Origin of the sequence: Actinacidiphila sp. DG2A-62, assembly GCF_035825295.1 — a bacterium.
Lineage (GTDB): Bacteria > Actinomycetota > Actinomycetes > Streptomycetales > Streptomycetaceae > Actinacidiphila.
Genome location: NZ_JAYMGI010000002.1, coordinates 3,812,801 through 3,827,243, shown reverse-complemented (window position 1 = coordinate 3,827,243; position 14,443 = coordinate 3,812,801). Strand labels below are relative to the sequence as shown.

At 75.2% G+C, this 14,443-nt stretch carries 13 protein-coding genes and 3 pseudogenes; 10 read left to right on the top strand and 6 right to left on the bottom strand.

Features of this window, described 5'->3' with window-relative positions:
* Positions 1-374 precede the first annotated feature (374 nt).
* The gene (locus VSR01_RS16935) at positions 375-707 is read left to right on the top strand and encodes a WhiB family transcriptional regulator (protein ID WP_326450048.1); all 333 of its coding nucleotides are present in this window, start codon (positions 375-377) and stop codon (positions 705-707) included.
* 135 nt (positions 708-842) lie between these two features.
* Here VSR01_RS16935 and VSR01_RS16930 read toward each other — a convergent pair whose 3' ends face one another.
* Complete coding sequence (locus VSR01_RS16930) at positions 843-2,165, bottom strand: ArsA family ATPase (RefSeq protein WP_326450047.1); 1,323 nt, start codon at positions 2,163-2,165, stop codon at positions 843-845.
* A 14-nt stretch (positions 2,166-2,179) separates the two neighbouring features.
* Positions 2,180-3,205 (bottom strand): ArsA-related P-loop ATPase, encoded by a 1,026-nt coding sequence (locus VSR01_RS16925; RefSeq protein WP_326450046.1) that lies wholly within the window; start codon positions 3,203-3,205, stop codon positions 2,180-2,182.
* Positions 3,206-3,286: 81 nt separating this feature from the next.
* Here VSR01_RS16925 and VSR01_RS16920 point away from each other — a divergent pair, with 81 nt between their 5' ends.
* The 6 genes and pseudogenes from VSR01_RS16920 (at position 3,287) to VSR01_RS16900 (ending at position 7,285) form a co-directional block, all read left to right on the top strand.
* Positions 3,287-3,451, top strand: coding sequence for a DUF4177 domain-containing protein (locus VSR01_RS16920; RefSeq protein ID WP_326450045.1), 165 nt, complete (start codon positions 3,287-3,289; stop codon positions 3,449-3,451).
* Positions 3,448-3,909 (top strand): annotated as a pseudogene (locus tag VSR01_RS16915) (RidA family protein); the annotation flags it as partial. The gene VSR01_RS16920 and the pseudogene VSR01_RS16915, both read left to right, overlap by 4 nt.
* A 156-nt stretch (positions 3,910-4,065) precedes the next feature.
* Positions 4,066-4,425, top strand: a pseudogene (locus VSR01_RS16910) (NUDIX hydrolase); the annotation flags it as partial.
* Between the two features lie 156 nt (positions 4,426-4,581).
* A pseudogene (locus VSR01_RS37795) lies at positions 4,582-5,130 on the top strand (NUDIX hydrolase); the annotation flags it as partial.
* On the top strand, positions 5,127-5,969 hold the full coding sequence (locus VSR01_RS16905) for an MBL fold metallo-hydrolase (RefSeq protein ID WP_326450044.1): 843 nt from the start codon (positions 5,127-5,129) through the stop codon (positions 5,967-5,969). The pseudogene VSR01_RS37795 and the gene VSR01_RS16905, both read left to right, overlap by 4 nt.
* Positions 5,970-6,019: 50 nt before the next feature.
* A complete protein-coding gene (locus tag VSR01_RS16900) occupies positions 6,020-7,285 on the top strand; it encodes a cytochrome P450 (protein ID WP_326450043.1) in 1,266 nt (421 codons plus the stop codon).
* A gap of 115 nt (positions 7,286-7,400) precedes the next feature.
* Here the strand turns inward: VSR01_RS16900 and VSR01_RS16895 are convergent, their stop codons facing one another.
* The gene (locus tag VSR01_RS16895; protein WP_326450042.1) at positions 7,401-8,237 is read right to left on the bottom strand and encodes a diacylglycerol kinase; all 837 of its coding nucleotides are present in this window, start codon (positions 8,235-8,237) and stop codon (positions 7,401-7,403) included.
* Positions 8,238-8,372: 135 nt separating this feature from the next.
* Here VSR01_RS16895 and VSR01_RS16890 point away from each other — a divergent pair, with 135 nt between their 5' ends.
* Positions 8,373-9,656 carry an adenylosuccinate synthase gene (locus VSR01_RS16890; protein ID WP_326450041.1) on the top strand — a complete coding sequence of 428 codons (1,284 nt, stop codon included), beginning with the start codon at positions 8,373-8,375 and terminating at the stop codon, positions 9,654-9,656.
* Positions 9,657-9,737: 81 nt separating this feature from the next.
* Here VSR01_RS16890 and VSR01_RS16885 read toward each other — a convergent pair whose 3' ends face one another.
* Both VSR01_RS16885 and VSR01_RS16880 read right to left on the bottom strand, forming a co-directional pair.
* Positions 9,738-10,052, bottom strand: coding sequence for a hypothetical protein (locus VSR01_RS16885; protein ID WP_326450040.1), 315 nt, complete (start codon positions 10,050-10,052; stop codon positions 9,738-9,740).
* A 14-nt stretch (positions 10,053-10,066) separates the two neighbouring features.
* Positions 10,067-11,746, bottom strand: coding sequence for a serine/threonine-protein kinase (locus tag VSR01_RS16880; RefSeq protein ID WP_326450039.1), 1,680 nt, complete (start codon positions 11,744-11,746; stop codon positions 10,067-10,069).
* Positions 11,747-12,035: 289 nt separating this feature from the next.
* Between VSR01_RS16880 and VSR01_RS16875 the strand changes: the two genes are divergently transcribed.
* Both VSR01_RS16875 and VSR01_RS16870 read left to right on the top strand, forming a co-directional pair.
* Positions 12,036-12,725: a GntR family transcriptional regulator gene (locus tag VSR01_RS16875; RefSeq protein WP_326450038.1), complete on the top strand. Its 690-nt coding sequence runs from the start codon at positions 12,036-12,038 to the stop codon at positions 12,723-12,725.
* Positions 12,726-12,947: 222 nt separating this feature from the next.
* Complete coding sequence (locus tag VSR01_RS16870) at positions 12,948-13,601, top strand: hypothetical protein (RefSeq protein ID WP_326450037.1); 654 nt, start codon at positions 12,948-12,950, stop codon at positions 13,599-13,601.
* Positions 13,602-13,649: 48 nt separating this feature from the next.
* Here VSR01_RS16870 and VSR01_RS16865 read toward each other — a convergent pair whose 3' ends face one another.
* Positions 13,650-14,402: an SLATT domain-containing protein gene (locus tag VSR01_RS16865; RefSeq protein ID WP_326450036.1), complete on the bottom strand. Its 753-nt coding sequence runs from the start codon at positions 14,400-14,402 to the stop codon at positions 13,650-13,652.
* Between the last annotated feature and the right edge of the window lie 41 nt (positions 14,403-14,443).

Genomic DNA, 14,443 nt, shown 5'->3' with positions numbered 1-14,443 from the left:
ACGTGCCAATTCTGAGGACGTGCGCCCATCTGTTCGCCTACTCTGTAACGGACAGGACGCGATCGCCGCCCGCGTCGCTGCCCTCCACCCTCACTCTTGTGAGTGATGAGAACTGCCCGAATTTGGGCATATGACCAGGGTCTTGCCGCTCGGAACAGTCACCCTGGGGGGAAATGACCGAAAGGTCCGTATCCGCCGTCGATCACTCCGGCGGGTGATCTCCCGTGCACGCATAGTCCATTCGGGCCATGCAAGATTGGGCCTGAAAGGGCTGTTGCGCCGCGCCTACCTTCCGTAACGTCCTCAACTGGCGACGGTGAATATGCCGGTTGCCGCCGTGGGGGAGCCTCGATTCGGGAGAGGACGGCACCAGCATGGGTAGCTGGGTAACCGACTGGAGCACGCAGGCGGCGTGCAGGACGACTGATCCGGACGAGCTCTTCGTCCAGGGCGCGGCCCAGAACCGGGCCAAGGCGGTGTGCACCGGCTGCCCGGTGCGGACCGAGTGCCTGGCCGACGCGCTCGACAACCGCGTCGAGTTCGGCGTATGGGGGGGCATGACGGAGCGTGAGCGCCGGGCGCTGCTGCGCCGCCGCCCCACCGTCACCTCATGGCGCCGGCTGCTGGAGACCGCCCGCACCGAGTACGAGCGCAGCACGGGCCTGCTGCCGCTCGGCGACGACGAGGACTACGCCGCCGCGGGCTGACCGCGCGGGATTCGCCGTCGCGGGCCCCGGGCCGCGGATTCGCCGCCGCGGGCCGGACCGCACGCGGCGCGGATCAGCAACACGCCGTGTCCGCGCCGCCCTCCGTGGGCGCCGCCGCGGGCACCGGCAGGGGCCTCACGCCGCGGCGGACGCGTCGCCGCCCAGGCGCAGGCCGATCGCGCGCAGCCCGTCCAGGTCGTGCACGTCGCCGGGCAGAGCGGTGACGTCCACCATGGGCACCTCGGGGTGCACGGAGACGAAGCGGTCACGGGTGCGCCGTTCACGCGCGACCACCTGCATACGCTCGGCGTGCAGCCTCAGCAGTCCGGCGGTGAGCCGTTCCGCACGGTCCTGGTCCTGCCCTCCCTCCGTACGGCCGCGAGCAGCGCTGTCACGCGTGTCACGGGCCCCTTCGGAGCCGCCTGCAACAGCTTTCCCGGCGGGGTGATCGACAATGCCGCCGCCGTCAAGATTTTCGCCGCCGGCGCTCGGGGCATCCGCGGGGTCATCGGGAGCGTCCGCGTCCTCAAGGGCCTCCGCCGCCGCCAGCGCGCGCTCCGCCGTGAGCCGGTCCGCGCCGCTGCCGTGCACCCGGTTCAGCACCAGCCCGGCCAGCGGCATGTCCTCCGACGCGAGCCGCTCCACGAAGTACGACGCCTCGCGCAGCGCGTCCCGCTCCGGGGCCGCGACCACCAGGAACGCCGTGCCCGGGGCCTGCAGCAGCCGGTACGTGGCGTCCGCGCGGGTCCTGAAGCCGCCGAACATGGTGTCCATGGCCGCCACGAACGTCTGCACGTCGCGCAGCAGCGAGGCGCCCATCACCTTGCTCAGGGTGCCGGTCATCATCGACATCCCGATGTTGAGGAACTTCACCCCGGCCCGGCCGCCGACCTTCGCCGGCGCCATCAGCAGCTTGATGAACCGGCCGTCCAGGAACGACCCCAGCCGCTTGGGAGCGTCGAGGAAGTCCAGCGCGCTGCGGCTCGGCGGGGTGTCCACGATGATCAGGTCCCAGGCGTCCTGGGCGCGCAGCTGGCCCAGCTTCTCCATCGCCATGTACTCCTGCGTGCCCGCGAAGCCGGCCGACAGCGACTGGTAGAAGGGGTTGTCCAGGATCGCCCTGGCCCGCTCGGGATCGGAGTGCTGGACCACGACCTCGTCGAAGGTCCGCTTCATGTCGAGCATCATCGCGTGCAGCGAACCGCCGGCCGACCGATCGATTCCGGCCACCTCGCGGGGGGTGTTGTCGAGTTCGGTCAGGCCCATCGACTGCGCCAGCCGGCGGGCCGGGTCGATGGTCAGCACGACCGCGGTACGGCCGCGCTCGGCGGCGCGCACGCCCAGGGCCGCGGCGGTGGTGGTCTTGCCGACGCCGCCGGAGCCGCAGCACACGATGATGCGGGTCTTCGGGTCGTCGAGCAGCGGGTCGATCTCCAGCACGGGGCTGTCCAGGCTCATCCCGTCCTCGCCTCTCAGTCCTCGTCCCGGTCGTCGTGCGCGACCGTCTGCTTGCGCAGGCTCTCCGCCAGCCGGTACAGCCCGCCGAGGTCGACGCCGTCGCCGAGCAGCTCCAACTCCCGCAGCGGCAGGCCGAGTCCGGCGATCTCGGCACGCTGCTCGCGCTCCAGCACCACCCGCTCGGCGTGCTCGTGCGCCTGCGCCAGCAGCGGGTCGACCAGCCGCTCGGCGACCCCGCCGCGCCGCGCGCCGCCCAGGCCCGCCTGCGACAGCGCCTTGGCGATCGCGGTGCGCCGAGGGCCGCCGTCGGCGACCTCGGCCAGCTCGGCGTCGGCCAGCAGCACCGGGCGCAGCATGTTGACGATCACCGTGCCCACCGGCAGGCCGGCCGCGCGCAGTTCGGCGACGCCGTCCATGGTCTCCTGGACCGGCATCTCCTCCAGCAGCGTGACCAGGTGGATCGCGGTCTGCGGGGACTTGAGCACCCGCATCACCGACTGCGCCTGGTTGTGTATGGGCCCCACCCGGGCCAGGCCCGCGACCTCGTCGTTGACGTTCAGGAACCGGGTGATGCGGCCGGTCGGCGGGGCGTCGAGCACCACCGCGTCGTAGACCGGCCAGCCCGCCTTGTCCTTGCGCCGCACCGCCTCGCACACCTTGCCGGTGAGCAGCACGTCACGCAGGCCGGGCGCGACGGTGGTGGCGAAGTCGATCGCGCCGAGCTTCTTCAGCGCCCGGCCGGCCCGGCCGAGCTTGTAGAACATGTCGAGGTAGTCCAGCATCGCCAGCTCGGCGTCGATCGCCAGCGCGTGCACCTCGCCGCCGCCGGGCGCCGAGGCGATCCGCCGCTCCTCGTAGGGCAGCGCCTCGGTCTCGAACAGCTGGGCGATGCCCTGGCGCTCCTCGACCTCCACGAGCAGCACGCTGCGGCCCTCGGCGGCGAGGGCGAGCGCCAGCGCGGCGGCGACCGTGGTCTTCCCCGTGCCGCCCTTGCCCGTCACGATGTGGAGCCTGGCGGCGGAGGACTGTTGAGGGCTCACTCTTGCGAGCCTAACCACTCGGCGCCCGCGGTAGTCCGGTGGCCGACCGGTTGGGAAGGTGACAGGCACTACAGTCGCGGTATGGCGAAGAAGTGGGAATACGCGACCGTGCCGCTGCTCGTGCACGCGACCAAGCAGATCCTCGACACCTGGGGGGAGGACGGCTGGGAGCTGGTGCAGGTGGTGCCGGGTCCGAACGGCTCCGAGCAGCTGGTGGCGTACCTCAAGCGGGAGAAGGACGCGTGAGCGGCGCGGTCGCCGCGCGGCTGGCCGAGCTGGGCCTGACGCTGCCCGAGGTGGTCCCGCCGCTGGCCGCCTACCGGCCGGCCGTGCGGTCGGGGGCCTACGTCTTCACCGCGGGCCAGCTCCCGCTGGTGGACGGCAAGCTGCCGGCCGCCGGCAAGGTGGGCGCGGAGGTCACCGCGGAGCAGGCGTACGAGCTGGCGCGGACCTGCGCGCTCAACGCCCTCGCGGCGGTCGGCTCGGTCGTCGACGGCGACCTCGACCGGATCGCGCGCGTGGTGAAGGTCGTCGGCTTCGTCGCGTCCGCGCCGGACTTCACCGGGCAGCCGGGGGTCGTCAACGGCGCGAGCGAGCTGCTCGGCGAGGTGCTGGGCGAGGCCGGCGTGCACGCCCGCAGCGCGGTCGGCGTCGCGGTCCTGCCCCTCGACGCCCCCGTCGAGGTCGAGCTCCAGGTCGAGCTCCGCGACTCAGCCGGCGCCGGGCGCCGGGCCCTGCGCGCGCGGCGTCCGGGCGGCCCGGAGCCTGGGCGCCCCCGGACCGACCGCCGAGGCCCTGCGCGCGGCGTCCGGACGTTGGGCGAACGGGTGCGCGCGGGTAGCCTCGTGGGCATGACAGCGATGGACGGTGCGGCGTACCCCGCCGCGTGGCCCGAGCGCATCCGGGCGCTGGCGCGCGGCGAGCTGGACCCCGTCACGCCGCGCGAGGCGGCGACCGTGCTGCTGCTCAAGGACGGCGACGGGGCCGGCGGCCTCAGCGTCCACATGCTGCGCCGCCGCGCCTCCATGGCGTTCGCGGGCGGCGCCTACGCGTACCCCGGCGGCGGCGTGGACCCGCGCGACGAGCGGCCGGTGCGCTGGGCCGGACCCGGCCTCGCGCAGTGGGCGGCCGTGCTCGGCGTGCCGGAGCGCCGGGCGCAGGCGGTGGTGTGCGCCGCGGTGCGCGAGACCTTCGAGGAGTCCGGCGTGCTGCTCGCCGGCCTCGCGACCCCCGGCGACCGGGAGCACCTCGACGGCCCGCAGCACCCGGCGGGCGACCCGGAGCACCCGGGGGACAGCCCGCAGCACCCCGGCGACCCGGAGCACCCGGCGGGCGACCCGGAGCACCCCGCGTCCCCCGGCGGCCCGCAGCACCCCGGCGACCCGGAGAGCCACGCCGACCGGCGCTCCGACGCCGGCATCGTCGCCGACACCACCGGCCCGGACTGGGAGGCCGACCGCCGCGCGCTGGTCCGCCGCGAACTGGGCTTCGCCGACTTCCTGGCCCGCCGCGACCTCGTCCTGCGCTCGGACCTGCTGACGCCCTGGGCGCGCTGGATCACCCCGGAGTTTGAGGAGCGCCGCTACGACACGTGGTTCTTCCTCGCCCGCCTCCCGCGGGGCCAGCGCACCCTGGACGTGACCGGCGACGGCGAGGCCGACCGCACGGTGTGGCTGCGCCCCGCCGACGCCGTCGAGGGATACGAGCGCGGCGAGATGGTGATGCTCCCGCCGACCGTCACGATGCTGCGCGACCTGCTGCCGTACCCGAGCGCCGACGAGGCGCTGGCGGCGGCGCCCGGCCGGGACCTGACGCCCGTGGTGCCGTACGCCACGGTGGACGAGGCGGCCGGCTCGGTGGTGCTGAGCTGGCCGCGGCACGGCCACTTCGACCGGGTGATCATGGAAGGGGGCGCGGGCCGATGACCGCGGCGACCACCCCGCCGGGCCGGCCGCAGCCGGCCGTCGGCGGCCGGGCCACCGAGCGCGCCCTGTGCGTGCTGGCCCCGAACCCGTCGGCGATGACGCTGGACGGCACCAACACCTGGATACTCGCCGAGCCGGACTCGCCGCTGGCCGTGGTGGTCGACCCCGGTCCGCTGGACGAGGCGCACCTGGCGAACGTGGTGGCCACCGCCGAGCGGCTCGGCAAGCGCGTCGCCCTGACGCTGCTCACCCACGGCCACCCCGACCACGCCGAGGGCGCCGCGCGCTTCGCCGAGCTGACCCGCACCCGGGTGCGCGCGCTCGACCCCGCGCTGCGGCTGGGCGACGAGGGCCTGGCCGAGGGCGACGCGGTCGGCGTCGGCGGCCTGGAGCTGCGGGTGATCGCGACCCCCGGGCACACCGCGGACTCGCTCTGCTTCCACCTGCCGGCCGACGACGCGGTGCTCACCGGCGACACCGTGCTGGGCCGCGGCACCACCGTGGTCGCGCACCCCGACGGCCGGCTCGGCGACTACCTGGACTCGCTGCGCCGGCTGCAGACCCTCACCGTCGACGGCGGCGTGGACACCGTGCTGCCCGGCCACGGACCGGTGCTGGACGACGCGCGCGGCGCCGTCGAGTTCTACCTCGCGCATCGCGCCCACCGCCTCGCGCAGGTCGAGACCGCCGTCGAGGGCGGCCTGCGCACCCCGCGGGACGTGGTGGCCCACGTCTACGCGGACGTGGACCGCGCGCTGTGGCCCGCCGCCGAACTGTCGGTCCGCGCCCAGCTGGACTACCTGCGCGAGCACGGACTGATCGACGCGGCCACGGACTGATCGACGCGAGCACGGACTGACCGACGCGACCACGGACTGAGCGAGCCGCCATGACCTCTGCGCCCCCGCCCCCGCCGCCCGCTTCCCCGGCGGACGCCCGCCCCACGGACCTCTTCCGCCCCTGGGACCCCGCCTTCGTGGCCGACCCCTATCCCGCCTACGACGCCCTGCGCGCCGCCGGCCGCGCGCACTGGTTCGAGCCGACCGGCCAGTGGCTCGTCCCGCACCACGACGACGTGAGCGCGCTGCTGCGCGACCGCCGGCTGGGCCGTACGTATCTGCACCGCTTCAGCCACGAGGAGTTCGGGCGCACGCCCCCGCCGCCCGAGCACGAGCCGTTCACCGTGCTCAACGGCGAGGGCATGCTCGACCTGGAGGACCCCGCGCACGGCCGCATCCGCCGGCTGGTCGCCAAGGCGTTCACCCCGCGGATGGTCGAGGACCTCGCGCCGACCGTGCGCCGGCTGGCCGGCGAACTGGTCGCGTCGCTGTACGCGGACGGCGGCGGCGACCTGCTGACGGCGGTCGCCGAGCCGCTGCCGGTCGCCGTGATCGCCGAGATGCTGGGCGTCCCGCCGGCCGACCGCGGCCTGCTGCGGCCCTGGTCGGAGGCGATCACCGGCATGTACGAGCTGAACCCGACCGAGGAGACCGCCCGGCGCGCGGTGCGGGCCAGCGAGGAGTTCTCCGCGTACCTGCGCGCGCTGATCGCCGCCCGGCGCCGTGACAGCGGCGACGACCTGATCAGCGCGCTGATCGCGGCCCACGACGGCGGCGACGTGCTCAGTGAGCAGGAGATGGTCTCCACCTGTGTGCTGCTGCTCAACGCCGGCCACGAGGCGACCGTCAACACCACCACGCTCGGCTGGCTGCACCTGTTCCGGCACCCCGACCAGCTCGCGCTGCTGGCCGCCGAGCCCGAGCGGCGGCTGCCGGACGCGGTCGAGGAGATGCTGCGCTACGACACCCCGCTGCAGCTGTTCGAACGCTGGGTGCTGGACGACATCGAGATCGGCGGCGCCGCGATCCCGCGCGGCAGCGAGGTCGCGCTGCTGTTCGGCTCGGCCAACCGCGACCCGGCGCGCTTCGCCGACCCGGGCCGCTTCGACATCACCCGGCCCGCGGCGGGCAACAAGCACGTGTCCTTCGGCGCGGGCATCCACTACTGCCTGGGCGCGCCGCTGGCCCGGGTCGAACTGGCCGCCTCCTTCGGCGCGTTCCTGCGCGACGCGCCCGGCATGCGGCTGGTCCGGGAGCCCGAGTGGCGGCCGGGCTACGTCATCCGCGGCCCCCGCGAGCTGCACGTCACCTGGTGAGCTGAGGCCGCATCCGTCAGCGGCGCGGGGCCCGTCAGCCGCGAGACGCCTGTGAGCCGGGAGGGGCCCGTCAGCCGCGAGGGGTCCGGGAGCCGCGCGGGCCGCGCGCGGACGCTCAGCGCGGCACCGTCAGCCGCCACGCCGCCGGCTCCACCGTCCAGGTGCGGGTGCGCACCGGCCCGGTCACCGCGGAGTCCGCGCGGTAGCGGAAGTCGCGGCCGGAGACGGTGACGGTCCGGGCGACGGCCCGCAACTGGTCGGTCGCGCCGGCCTCGTCGGGCCGGCTGACCAGCACCTCGGCGAAGCCGGTCGGCGCGGTGCGCACCGAGACCTCGTGCACCGGCTGGTCCAGGTCGGTCAGCAGCACGCCGTCCGCCTCGACCCGCAGCCGGCGCAGCGGCGGCGGCTGCCGCCCGCCCACCGGGATCGGCGAGGTCAGGGTGCGGGCCAGCGAGCGGGCGGTCTTCTCCACCGGCGTCCACCAGTGCGCCGCGGTGTGCGCGACCGGCGCGCCGCACGGCATGCTCAGCGCGCCCAGCACGATGCCGCCGCTGTCGTCCACCAGCAGGTCCAGCTCGCGCTGCACGCCGTCGAGCACCGCGCGGGCCGCGGCCGGCACCTGCTCGGGCACGCCGAGCGCGCGGGCCAGCGAGGCCCGCGGCCCGATCGGCACCACCGACAGCGCCGCCTCGCCGAGCGTGCGGTCGCGGCGCAGCGCGCGGACCGTGCGCAGCAGCGCCGCGTCGTCGCCGAGCAGCACCGGGTGCCGCCGGCCGCGGTGGCTGAGCGCGTGCTCGGCCTCCTCGGCCGACTGCGGGAAGACGAATTTCACCGAGTACGCCCCCGCGCGCAGCACATCCTTGGCGATCCGCACGGATTCGCCGTCGGTCGCACGGGCCGCGGGGTCGATGACGACGAGCAGGGAATGCCCGGCCGGGACGTGAGCCGACACCTTCGTCCTTCCTCAGGTAAAATCTCGGTGCAAGAGCCCCTTGCGCCGTTGCGTCAGGGGCTTCGTCTATTCCGGGGCAGGTTTCGACGGCTCTCTGCACGTTGGACATGCCCCGCCCGGAAGGGGTGTACGCCTGTGCCCGCACTTGTGCTGCTCGGTGCTCAGTGGGGTGACGAGGGCAAGGGGAAGGCCACCGACCTGCTCGGCGGCTCCGTGGACTATGTGGTGCGTTACCAGGGCGGCAACAACGCCGGCCACACGGTCGTCGTCGGCGACCAGAAGTACGCGCTGCACCTGCTCCCCTCCGGAATCCTCTCGCCGGGCTGCGTCCCGGTGATCGGCAACGGCGTCGTCGTCGACCCGGCGGTCCTGCTCTCCGAGCTGAGCGGGCTGAACGAGCGCGGCGTCGACACCTCCAAGCTGCTGATCAGCGGTAACGCGCACCTGATCACGCCGTATCACCAGACCATCGACAAGGTGACCGAGCGCTTCCTCGGCAAGCGCAAGATCGGCACCACCGGGCGCGGCATCGGCCCGGCCTACGCGGACAAGATCAACCGGGTCGGCATCCGGGTCCAGGACCTCTTCGACGAATCGATCCTCCAGCAGAAGGTCGACGCCGCCCTCCAGGACAAGAACCAGATCCTGGTCAAGATCTTCAACCGCCGCGCGATGAGCACCGAGCAGGTCGTCGAGGAGTACCTCGGCTACGCGGAGCAGATCAAGGGCTACGTCGCCGACACCACGCTGGTCCTGAACGACGCGCTGGACCGGGGCGAGGTCGTGCTGATGGAGGGCGGGCAGGGCACGCTGCTGGACGTCGACCACGGTACGTACCCCTTCGTCACCTCGTCCAACCCGACCTCGGGCGGCGCCTGCACCGGCACCGGCGTCGGGCCCACCAAGATCACCCGCGTGATCGGCATCCTCAAGGCGTACACCACCCGGGTCGGCTCCGGCCCCTTCCCGACCGAACTGCTCGACGAGGACGGCGAGAAGCTGCGCACGATCGGCGGGGAGTTCGGCGTCACCACCGGGCGCAACCGCCGCTGCGGCTGGTTCGACGCGGTCATCGCGCGCTACGCCACCCGGGTCAACGGCCTGACCGACTTCTTCCTCACCAAGCTCGACGTGCTGACCGGCTGGGAGCGCATCCCGGTCTGCGTCGCCTACGAGATCGACGGCCGCCGCGTCGAGGAACTCCCGTACAGCCAGAGCGACTTCCACCACGCCAAGCCGGTGTACGAGTACCTCCCGGGCTGGTCGGAGAACATCTCGGGCGCCAAGTCGGTGGCGGACCTGCCGAAGAACGCGCAGGCGTACGTCAAGGCGCTGGAGGAGATGTCGGGCGCGCCGATCTCCGCGATCGGGGTCGGCCCCGGCCGCACCGAGACGATCGAGGTCAACCCCTTTTTCTGATTCCTCTGATTCTCCGCTGATTCCGCTGATTCCGCTGATTCCCCTCGGACCGTCGTCGGGCGCGGGGCGCTCCGCGGTGCGTCAGCCGGCGGTCTTCTCGTACGTCAGCGGGGACCTGCCGCTGTCGACGTTGTCGCGGCGCAGGTGGTCGGCGTCGACCAGGGTCAGCGTGGTCGCGCCGCCGGGCAGGCAGGAGGCGGCCGAGCCGCGGGTCACCCGCGAGGGGCTGAGCGCGACCGGCGGCCCCGCGGCCGTCACGTGCATCGTCCAGGCGCAGGAGTACGAGGGCCCGTCGCCGGTCAACTCCACCGTGCCGTCGGCGTGGACGGTGAGCACGCGGGTGTCGGCGGCGGTCGCGTCGCCGCCGTCGAAGCTGGTCCGCCAGGTGCCGACCATGTCCGCGGGCGGCCTCAGGCTCCCGGCCGCGGCGGGCGTGTCCGGGGCGCTCGGGTGCGCCGACGCCGGCGCCGACGCGTGCGTACTCGGCGCCGCGGCCCGCCCGCGGCCCGAGCCCTCCCCGCCGCCGCGGGCCACGACCGCGGTGACCGCGACCGCGGCGACCACGAGCACGGCGGCCCCCGCGGCCAGCACACGCCGCCGCCGACGCGCGCCCTCGGCCCGCCCCGGTCCCGCGGGCCCGGAAGGTCCCGGGTACGCGGCCGGCGCGGCTGGTCCGGCCGGGTCGGCCGGGCCCGCGGGGCCGGCCGGGCGTCGGCCGGTCCGGGGGCCTGCCGCGGGGGCGGGGGTGGCGGGGTCGGGTAGGCGATGCCCGCCGGGTACGCCGTGGCCAGGCCGGTCTGACCGGGGGACGGCTCGGGCGGGGCGGCGGCGGTGCGCGGGTCGCGCGGGTCGGCGGCCTTGGAGAGCCCTGACGCGGCCGGGGTCGCCGACGCCGCGGCGGCCTGGGGGAGACGCGCGGTGTCCGACGCGGGTCCCGGCTGCGCGGGGACCCGCGGCCGGGACTGCGCGGGCGGCTGCGACGCCGGCTCAGCCGGCGGCTCCGGGCGGGCCCGCTGCCGCGGCGTGGTGATCACCGGCAGCGAGCCGGTCTCCGCCTCCTCCAGCTCCAGCAGCCGTACCGCCTGGCGGCCGAGCCGCGCGACGACCGCCGCCGGCAGCCACGGCTCCTCGGCCGCCGCCCGCGCTCCCGCGCCCGCAGCCGATCCCGTGGCGCCGAACGAGTCCGTACCGGAGCCCGTACCGGAGCCTGGACCGGATTGCGCTGCCGCGCGCGGATCCGCGTCCGCGCCCCCGCCCGGCGCCGGCGCGGCGATCGCGGCCAGGCGGCGCCGCACGTCCGTCAGGGAGGGGCGCTCCGCGGGGTCCTTGGCCAGGCAGGCCGCGACCAGGCCGCGCAGCTCCTCGGGGACGGCGTCGAGGTCCGGCGGCTCCTGGACGATGCGGTACATCTGCGCGTGCACCCCGCTGCTCGCCGCGCCGAACGGCTGCAGCCCGGTCGCCGCGAACGCCAGCACCGAGCCCATGCAGAAGATGTCGCAGGCGGGCGTCACACGGTCGCCCCGGACCTGCTCGGGCGACATGAAGGCCGGCGAGCCCACCATCGCGCCGGTGTACGTGATCGAGCCGTCGTCGGCGACCGTCTCCAGCGCGCGGGCGATGCCGAAGTCGATCACCCGCGGGCCGTCGATGGTGAGCATCACGTTGGACGGCTTGAGGTCGCGGTGCACCAGCCCGGCGCCGTGGATGTCGGCGAGCGCGCGGGTCAGGCCGTCGGCCAGCACCCGGACCGAGGAGACCGGCAGCGGGCCGTGGTCGCGGGCGACGACCTGCTGCAGCGAAGGGCCCGCGACATAGCCCGTGGCCAGCCAGGGGACGTCCGCCTCGGTGTCGGCGTCGATCAGCGGCGCGGTCCAGGGGCCGCCGACCCTGCGGGCCGCCGCCACCTCGCGCCGGAAGCGGCCGCGGAACTCCTCCTGCTCGGCCAGCTCCGCGCGCACCACCTTCACCGCGACCGTGCGCCCGCGGGGCGAACGCGCCAGGTACACCCGGCCCATGCCGCCCGCGCCGAGCCGGCCGAGCAGCCGGTAGCCGCCGATCCACCGCGGATCGTCGCTCCTCAGCTCGTCCATGTCCGTACGCCCCCCAGCCTGGCCGCTCGCCGTGCCACCGAAGGATAGGGGCAAGCGTGCGCGGCGGGTCGGGCCGGGCCCCGCCAGGCCGCATCGGAACGCCACCGGGCCGCACCGGGCCGCACCGGGCCGCACCGGGCCGACCGCTCCCGGGCCGTCCCCGGCCGCCGCGCCGGGCCGGGCCGGAGGGCCCCTTAAGGTGTGGGGGACCATACGGATGTGCGACACCAGGCCGTGACGCCGGTCCGTGCCGCCGGTCCGTGACGCGGACGCGCGACGAGGAGACAGCATGGGGCAGGGCGGCCCGATCGCGGTGCGGCGCACCAGCCTGCGCCAGCAGATCGCCGACGCCCTGCGCGACGAGGTGCTCACCGGACGGCTCCAGGCCGGCCGCCACTTCACCGTCAAGGAGATCGCCGACACCTACGGGGTCTCCGCGACCCCGGTCCGCGAGGCGCTGGTGGACCTGGCCGCCCAGGGCCTGCTGGAGGTCGAGCAGCACCGCGGCTTCCAGGTGCGCCTGTTCACCGCCGCGGACTTCCGCTCGCTCACCGAGGCGCGGGCGTTCGTGGTCGACGCGGCCTTCCGCTGGATGGCCGAGCACGGCATGGGCGAGCTGCCGGCCGACGCGATCGCCTCCGTGCGCCGCCGCGCCGAGGCCGCAGCACGCGCCGCGCGGGCCGGCGTGCTGGACGTACTGATCGGCTGTGACCTGCGGTTCTGGGGCGAACTCGCGGCCATCGGCGGCAATCCGCACCTGTGCGAGTTCCTGGACCGGGTGCGGACCCAGATCTGGATATACGCGGTTCCGCACCTGCGCGGCCTCGGCGACCTGGCCGGGGTGTGCTGGTCCGAGCACGTCGCGCTGGTCGACGCGGTCGCCGCCCGCGACACCGAGACGGCCCGCCGGCTGACCCACGAGTACCACGTGCACGGCCGCGCGCTGATCGAGCGGCTCGCACCGCCCGCGGGGCCGTGAGGCCAGGGGCCCGACCCCGCCGCCGTGACACCCGCCTCGACACCCGCCTCGACACCCGCCGTGACACCCGCCGCGACGTGCGACGCGCCGCCGGGCCGCGCCTGGCGGACCGTCAGCCGCCCCTCCCCGCGCGCCGCCGGACCGCCCGCGGGGGGTGAGGCGCCGCTGACGGGAGGCCCTGCGGCGAACTAGGCTGGACGCCCCCGACCGGATGGAGTGTCCGTGGCCTGCGACCTGTGGCTGGTGCCTCTCGTGGACGTGCTCTGCCACAGCCCGGACAACCCCTTCGCCGAGGAGATCGCCCGCTACGACAAGGCGTTGAACGACGCGGGCCAGCCGCCGGTCCCCGTCTACAGCTACATGCCGGGCCTGTCCGGCGACGTGGCCCCGGTCGCCTGCTTCGACTACGACGCGCTGCACTTCCTGCGCCGCGCCTACCTGCTGACCCTCCAGGGCCTGGAGGTCACGCCGGTCGACGCGCTCGGCGGCGACTACGAGCAGCTGCTGGAGATGTTCGAGGGCACCGCGCAGCGCTCCCACCTGGTGTGGCACTACGACCACGCGGGCGCGTACGTGCCGCTGGACTTCCCCGAGCCGGTCGTCAACGACGAGCTGCTGGAGGGCGGCGGCCCGCTCGGCTCCAGCCACGGGCTGCTGCGCGAGCTGGAGTTCGTCGCCCCCGCGATCGGCATCGACCCGGCCAACCCGCCCGCGCCCCCGGCCCCGCCGGAGCGCCACACCACCCTGGAGGAGCCCGCCCTCACCTCCGCGGCGGTCACCGCGGGCCCCTTCGCCCGCGAGCACCACGTCTGGCTCGGCCTGCACGCAGCGGCCACCCGCTCGCTCGGCCAGGGGTCGATGATCGTCTTCAGCTGAAGGGGGTCGCCGGCCGAAGGCGCTCGGCGACGGGCGCGGCGGCCCGCGTCAGCGCGGCGGGGTCTCCGGCGGGCGCTGGCGCGGCATCGTCGGGCGGGTGCTCGGGTGCGGCAGCCGGGGGGCCGCCGCACCCCCGTCCGCGCGGCCCGCCGGCCACACCGCGGACTGGGCGCGCAGCGGCGCGCCGGCCGTCCGCCCCCCGAAGTCCAGCATCCAGTCGGCGGTCTCCTGCCGGACCAGCTCCGCGACGTCCTCGGAGAACCGGCGCAGGATCGTCAGACAGCGCTCGGCCGCCTCCGCGGCGGTCCCGTCGGTCGGCCCGAGGATCTCCCGCACGCTCTCCGAGGCCCAGTCGAAACGCAGCGCCTCCAGCCGCCGCCGCACCGCCTGCGCGGTGGCCATGTCCCGCATCCAGCCCGAGGTCAGGCCCAGCACCCGGTCGAGGCCCACGCACACCCCGGCCGCGAGCAGCGCGACGAAGCCCCACGCCGCGGTGCCGTCGGCCGCGCCGGTCACCTGGGTGAGCGGCAGCGCCGCGCCCGCGGCCGCGCACACCGCGGCCGCCGCCCGCAGCCACCGTGCGCCGCGGCTCTTCCACACCCGGTCGGCCAGGTACCAGTCGACCGTGCGCAGCGCGTCCTCCTCCGCCCAGCGGTAGACCTCCTCCAGCCGCTCGGCCGGCTCGCCCCAGTCGCCCAGCGGGAACGGCAGCGCGCGCAGGTCCTCGTGCCGGTGGTGCAGCGCCCGCCGCTGAGGCTCCTCCCGAGGGGACTCCTCGGGGAACATGTCCGGCTGGCTCACTGCACGCTCCTCGTACGACCCCGCCCGGTTGAAAGTCTCTT

Bases quoted from the DNA above. Each gene is read 5' to 3' on its own strand.
- VSR01_RS16920 (WP_326450045.1), top strand. From the start codon at position 3,287: ATGGCGAAGAAGTGGGAATACGCGACCGTGCCGCTGCTCGTGCACGCG.
- VSR01_RS16935 (WP_326450048.1), top strand. From the start codon at position 375: ATGGGTAGCTGGGTAACCGACTGGAGCACGCAGGCGGCGTGCAGGACG.
- VSR01_RS16905 (WP_326450044.1), top strand. From the start codon at position 5,127: ATGACCGCGGCGACCACCCCGCCGGGCCGGCCGCAGCCGGCCGTCGGC.
- VSR01_RS16885 (WP_326450040.1), bottom strand. From the start codon at position 10,052: ATGGTCGGCACCTGGCGGACCAGCTTCGACGGCGGCGACGCGACCGCC.
- VSR01_RS16875 (WP_326450038.1), top strand. From the start codon at position 12,036: ATGGGGCAGGGCGGCCCGATCGCGGTGCGGCGCACCAGCCTGCGCCAG.
- VSR01_RS16880 (WP_326450039.1), bottom strand. From the start codon at position 11,746: ATGGACGAGCTGAGGAGCGACGATCCGCGGTGGATCGGCGGCTACCGG.
- VSR01_RS16930 (WP_326450047.1), bottom strand. From the start codon at position 2,165: ATGAGCCTGGACAGCCCCGTGCTGGAGATCGACCCGCTGCTCGACGAC.
- VSR01_RS16900 (WP_326450043.1), top strand. From the start codon at position 6,020: ATGACCTCTGCGCCCCCGCCCCCGCCGCCCGCTTCCCCGGCGGACGCC.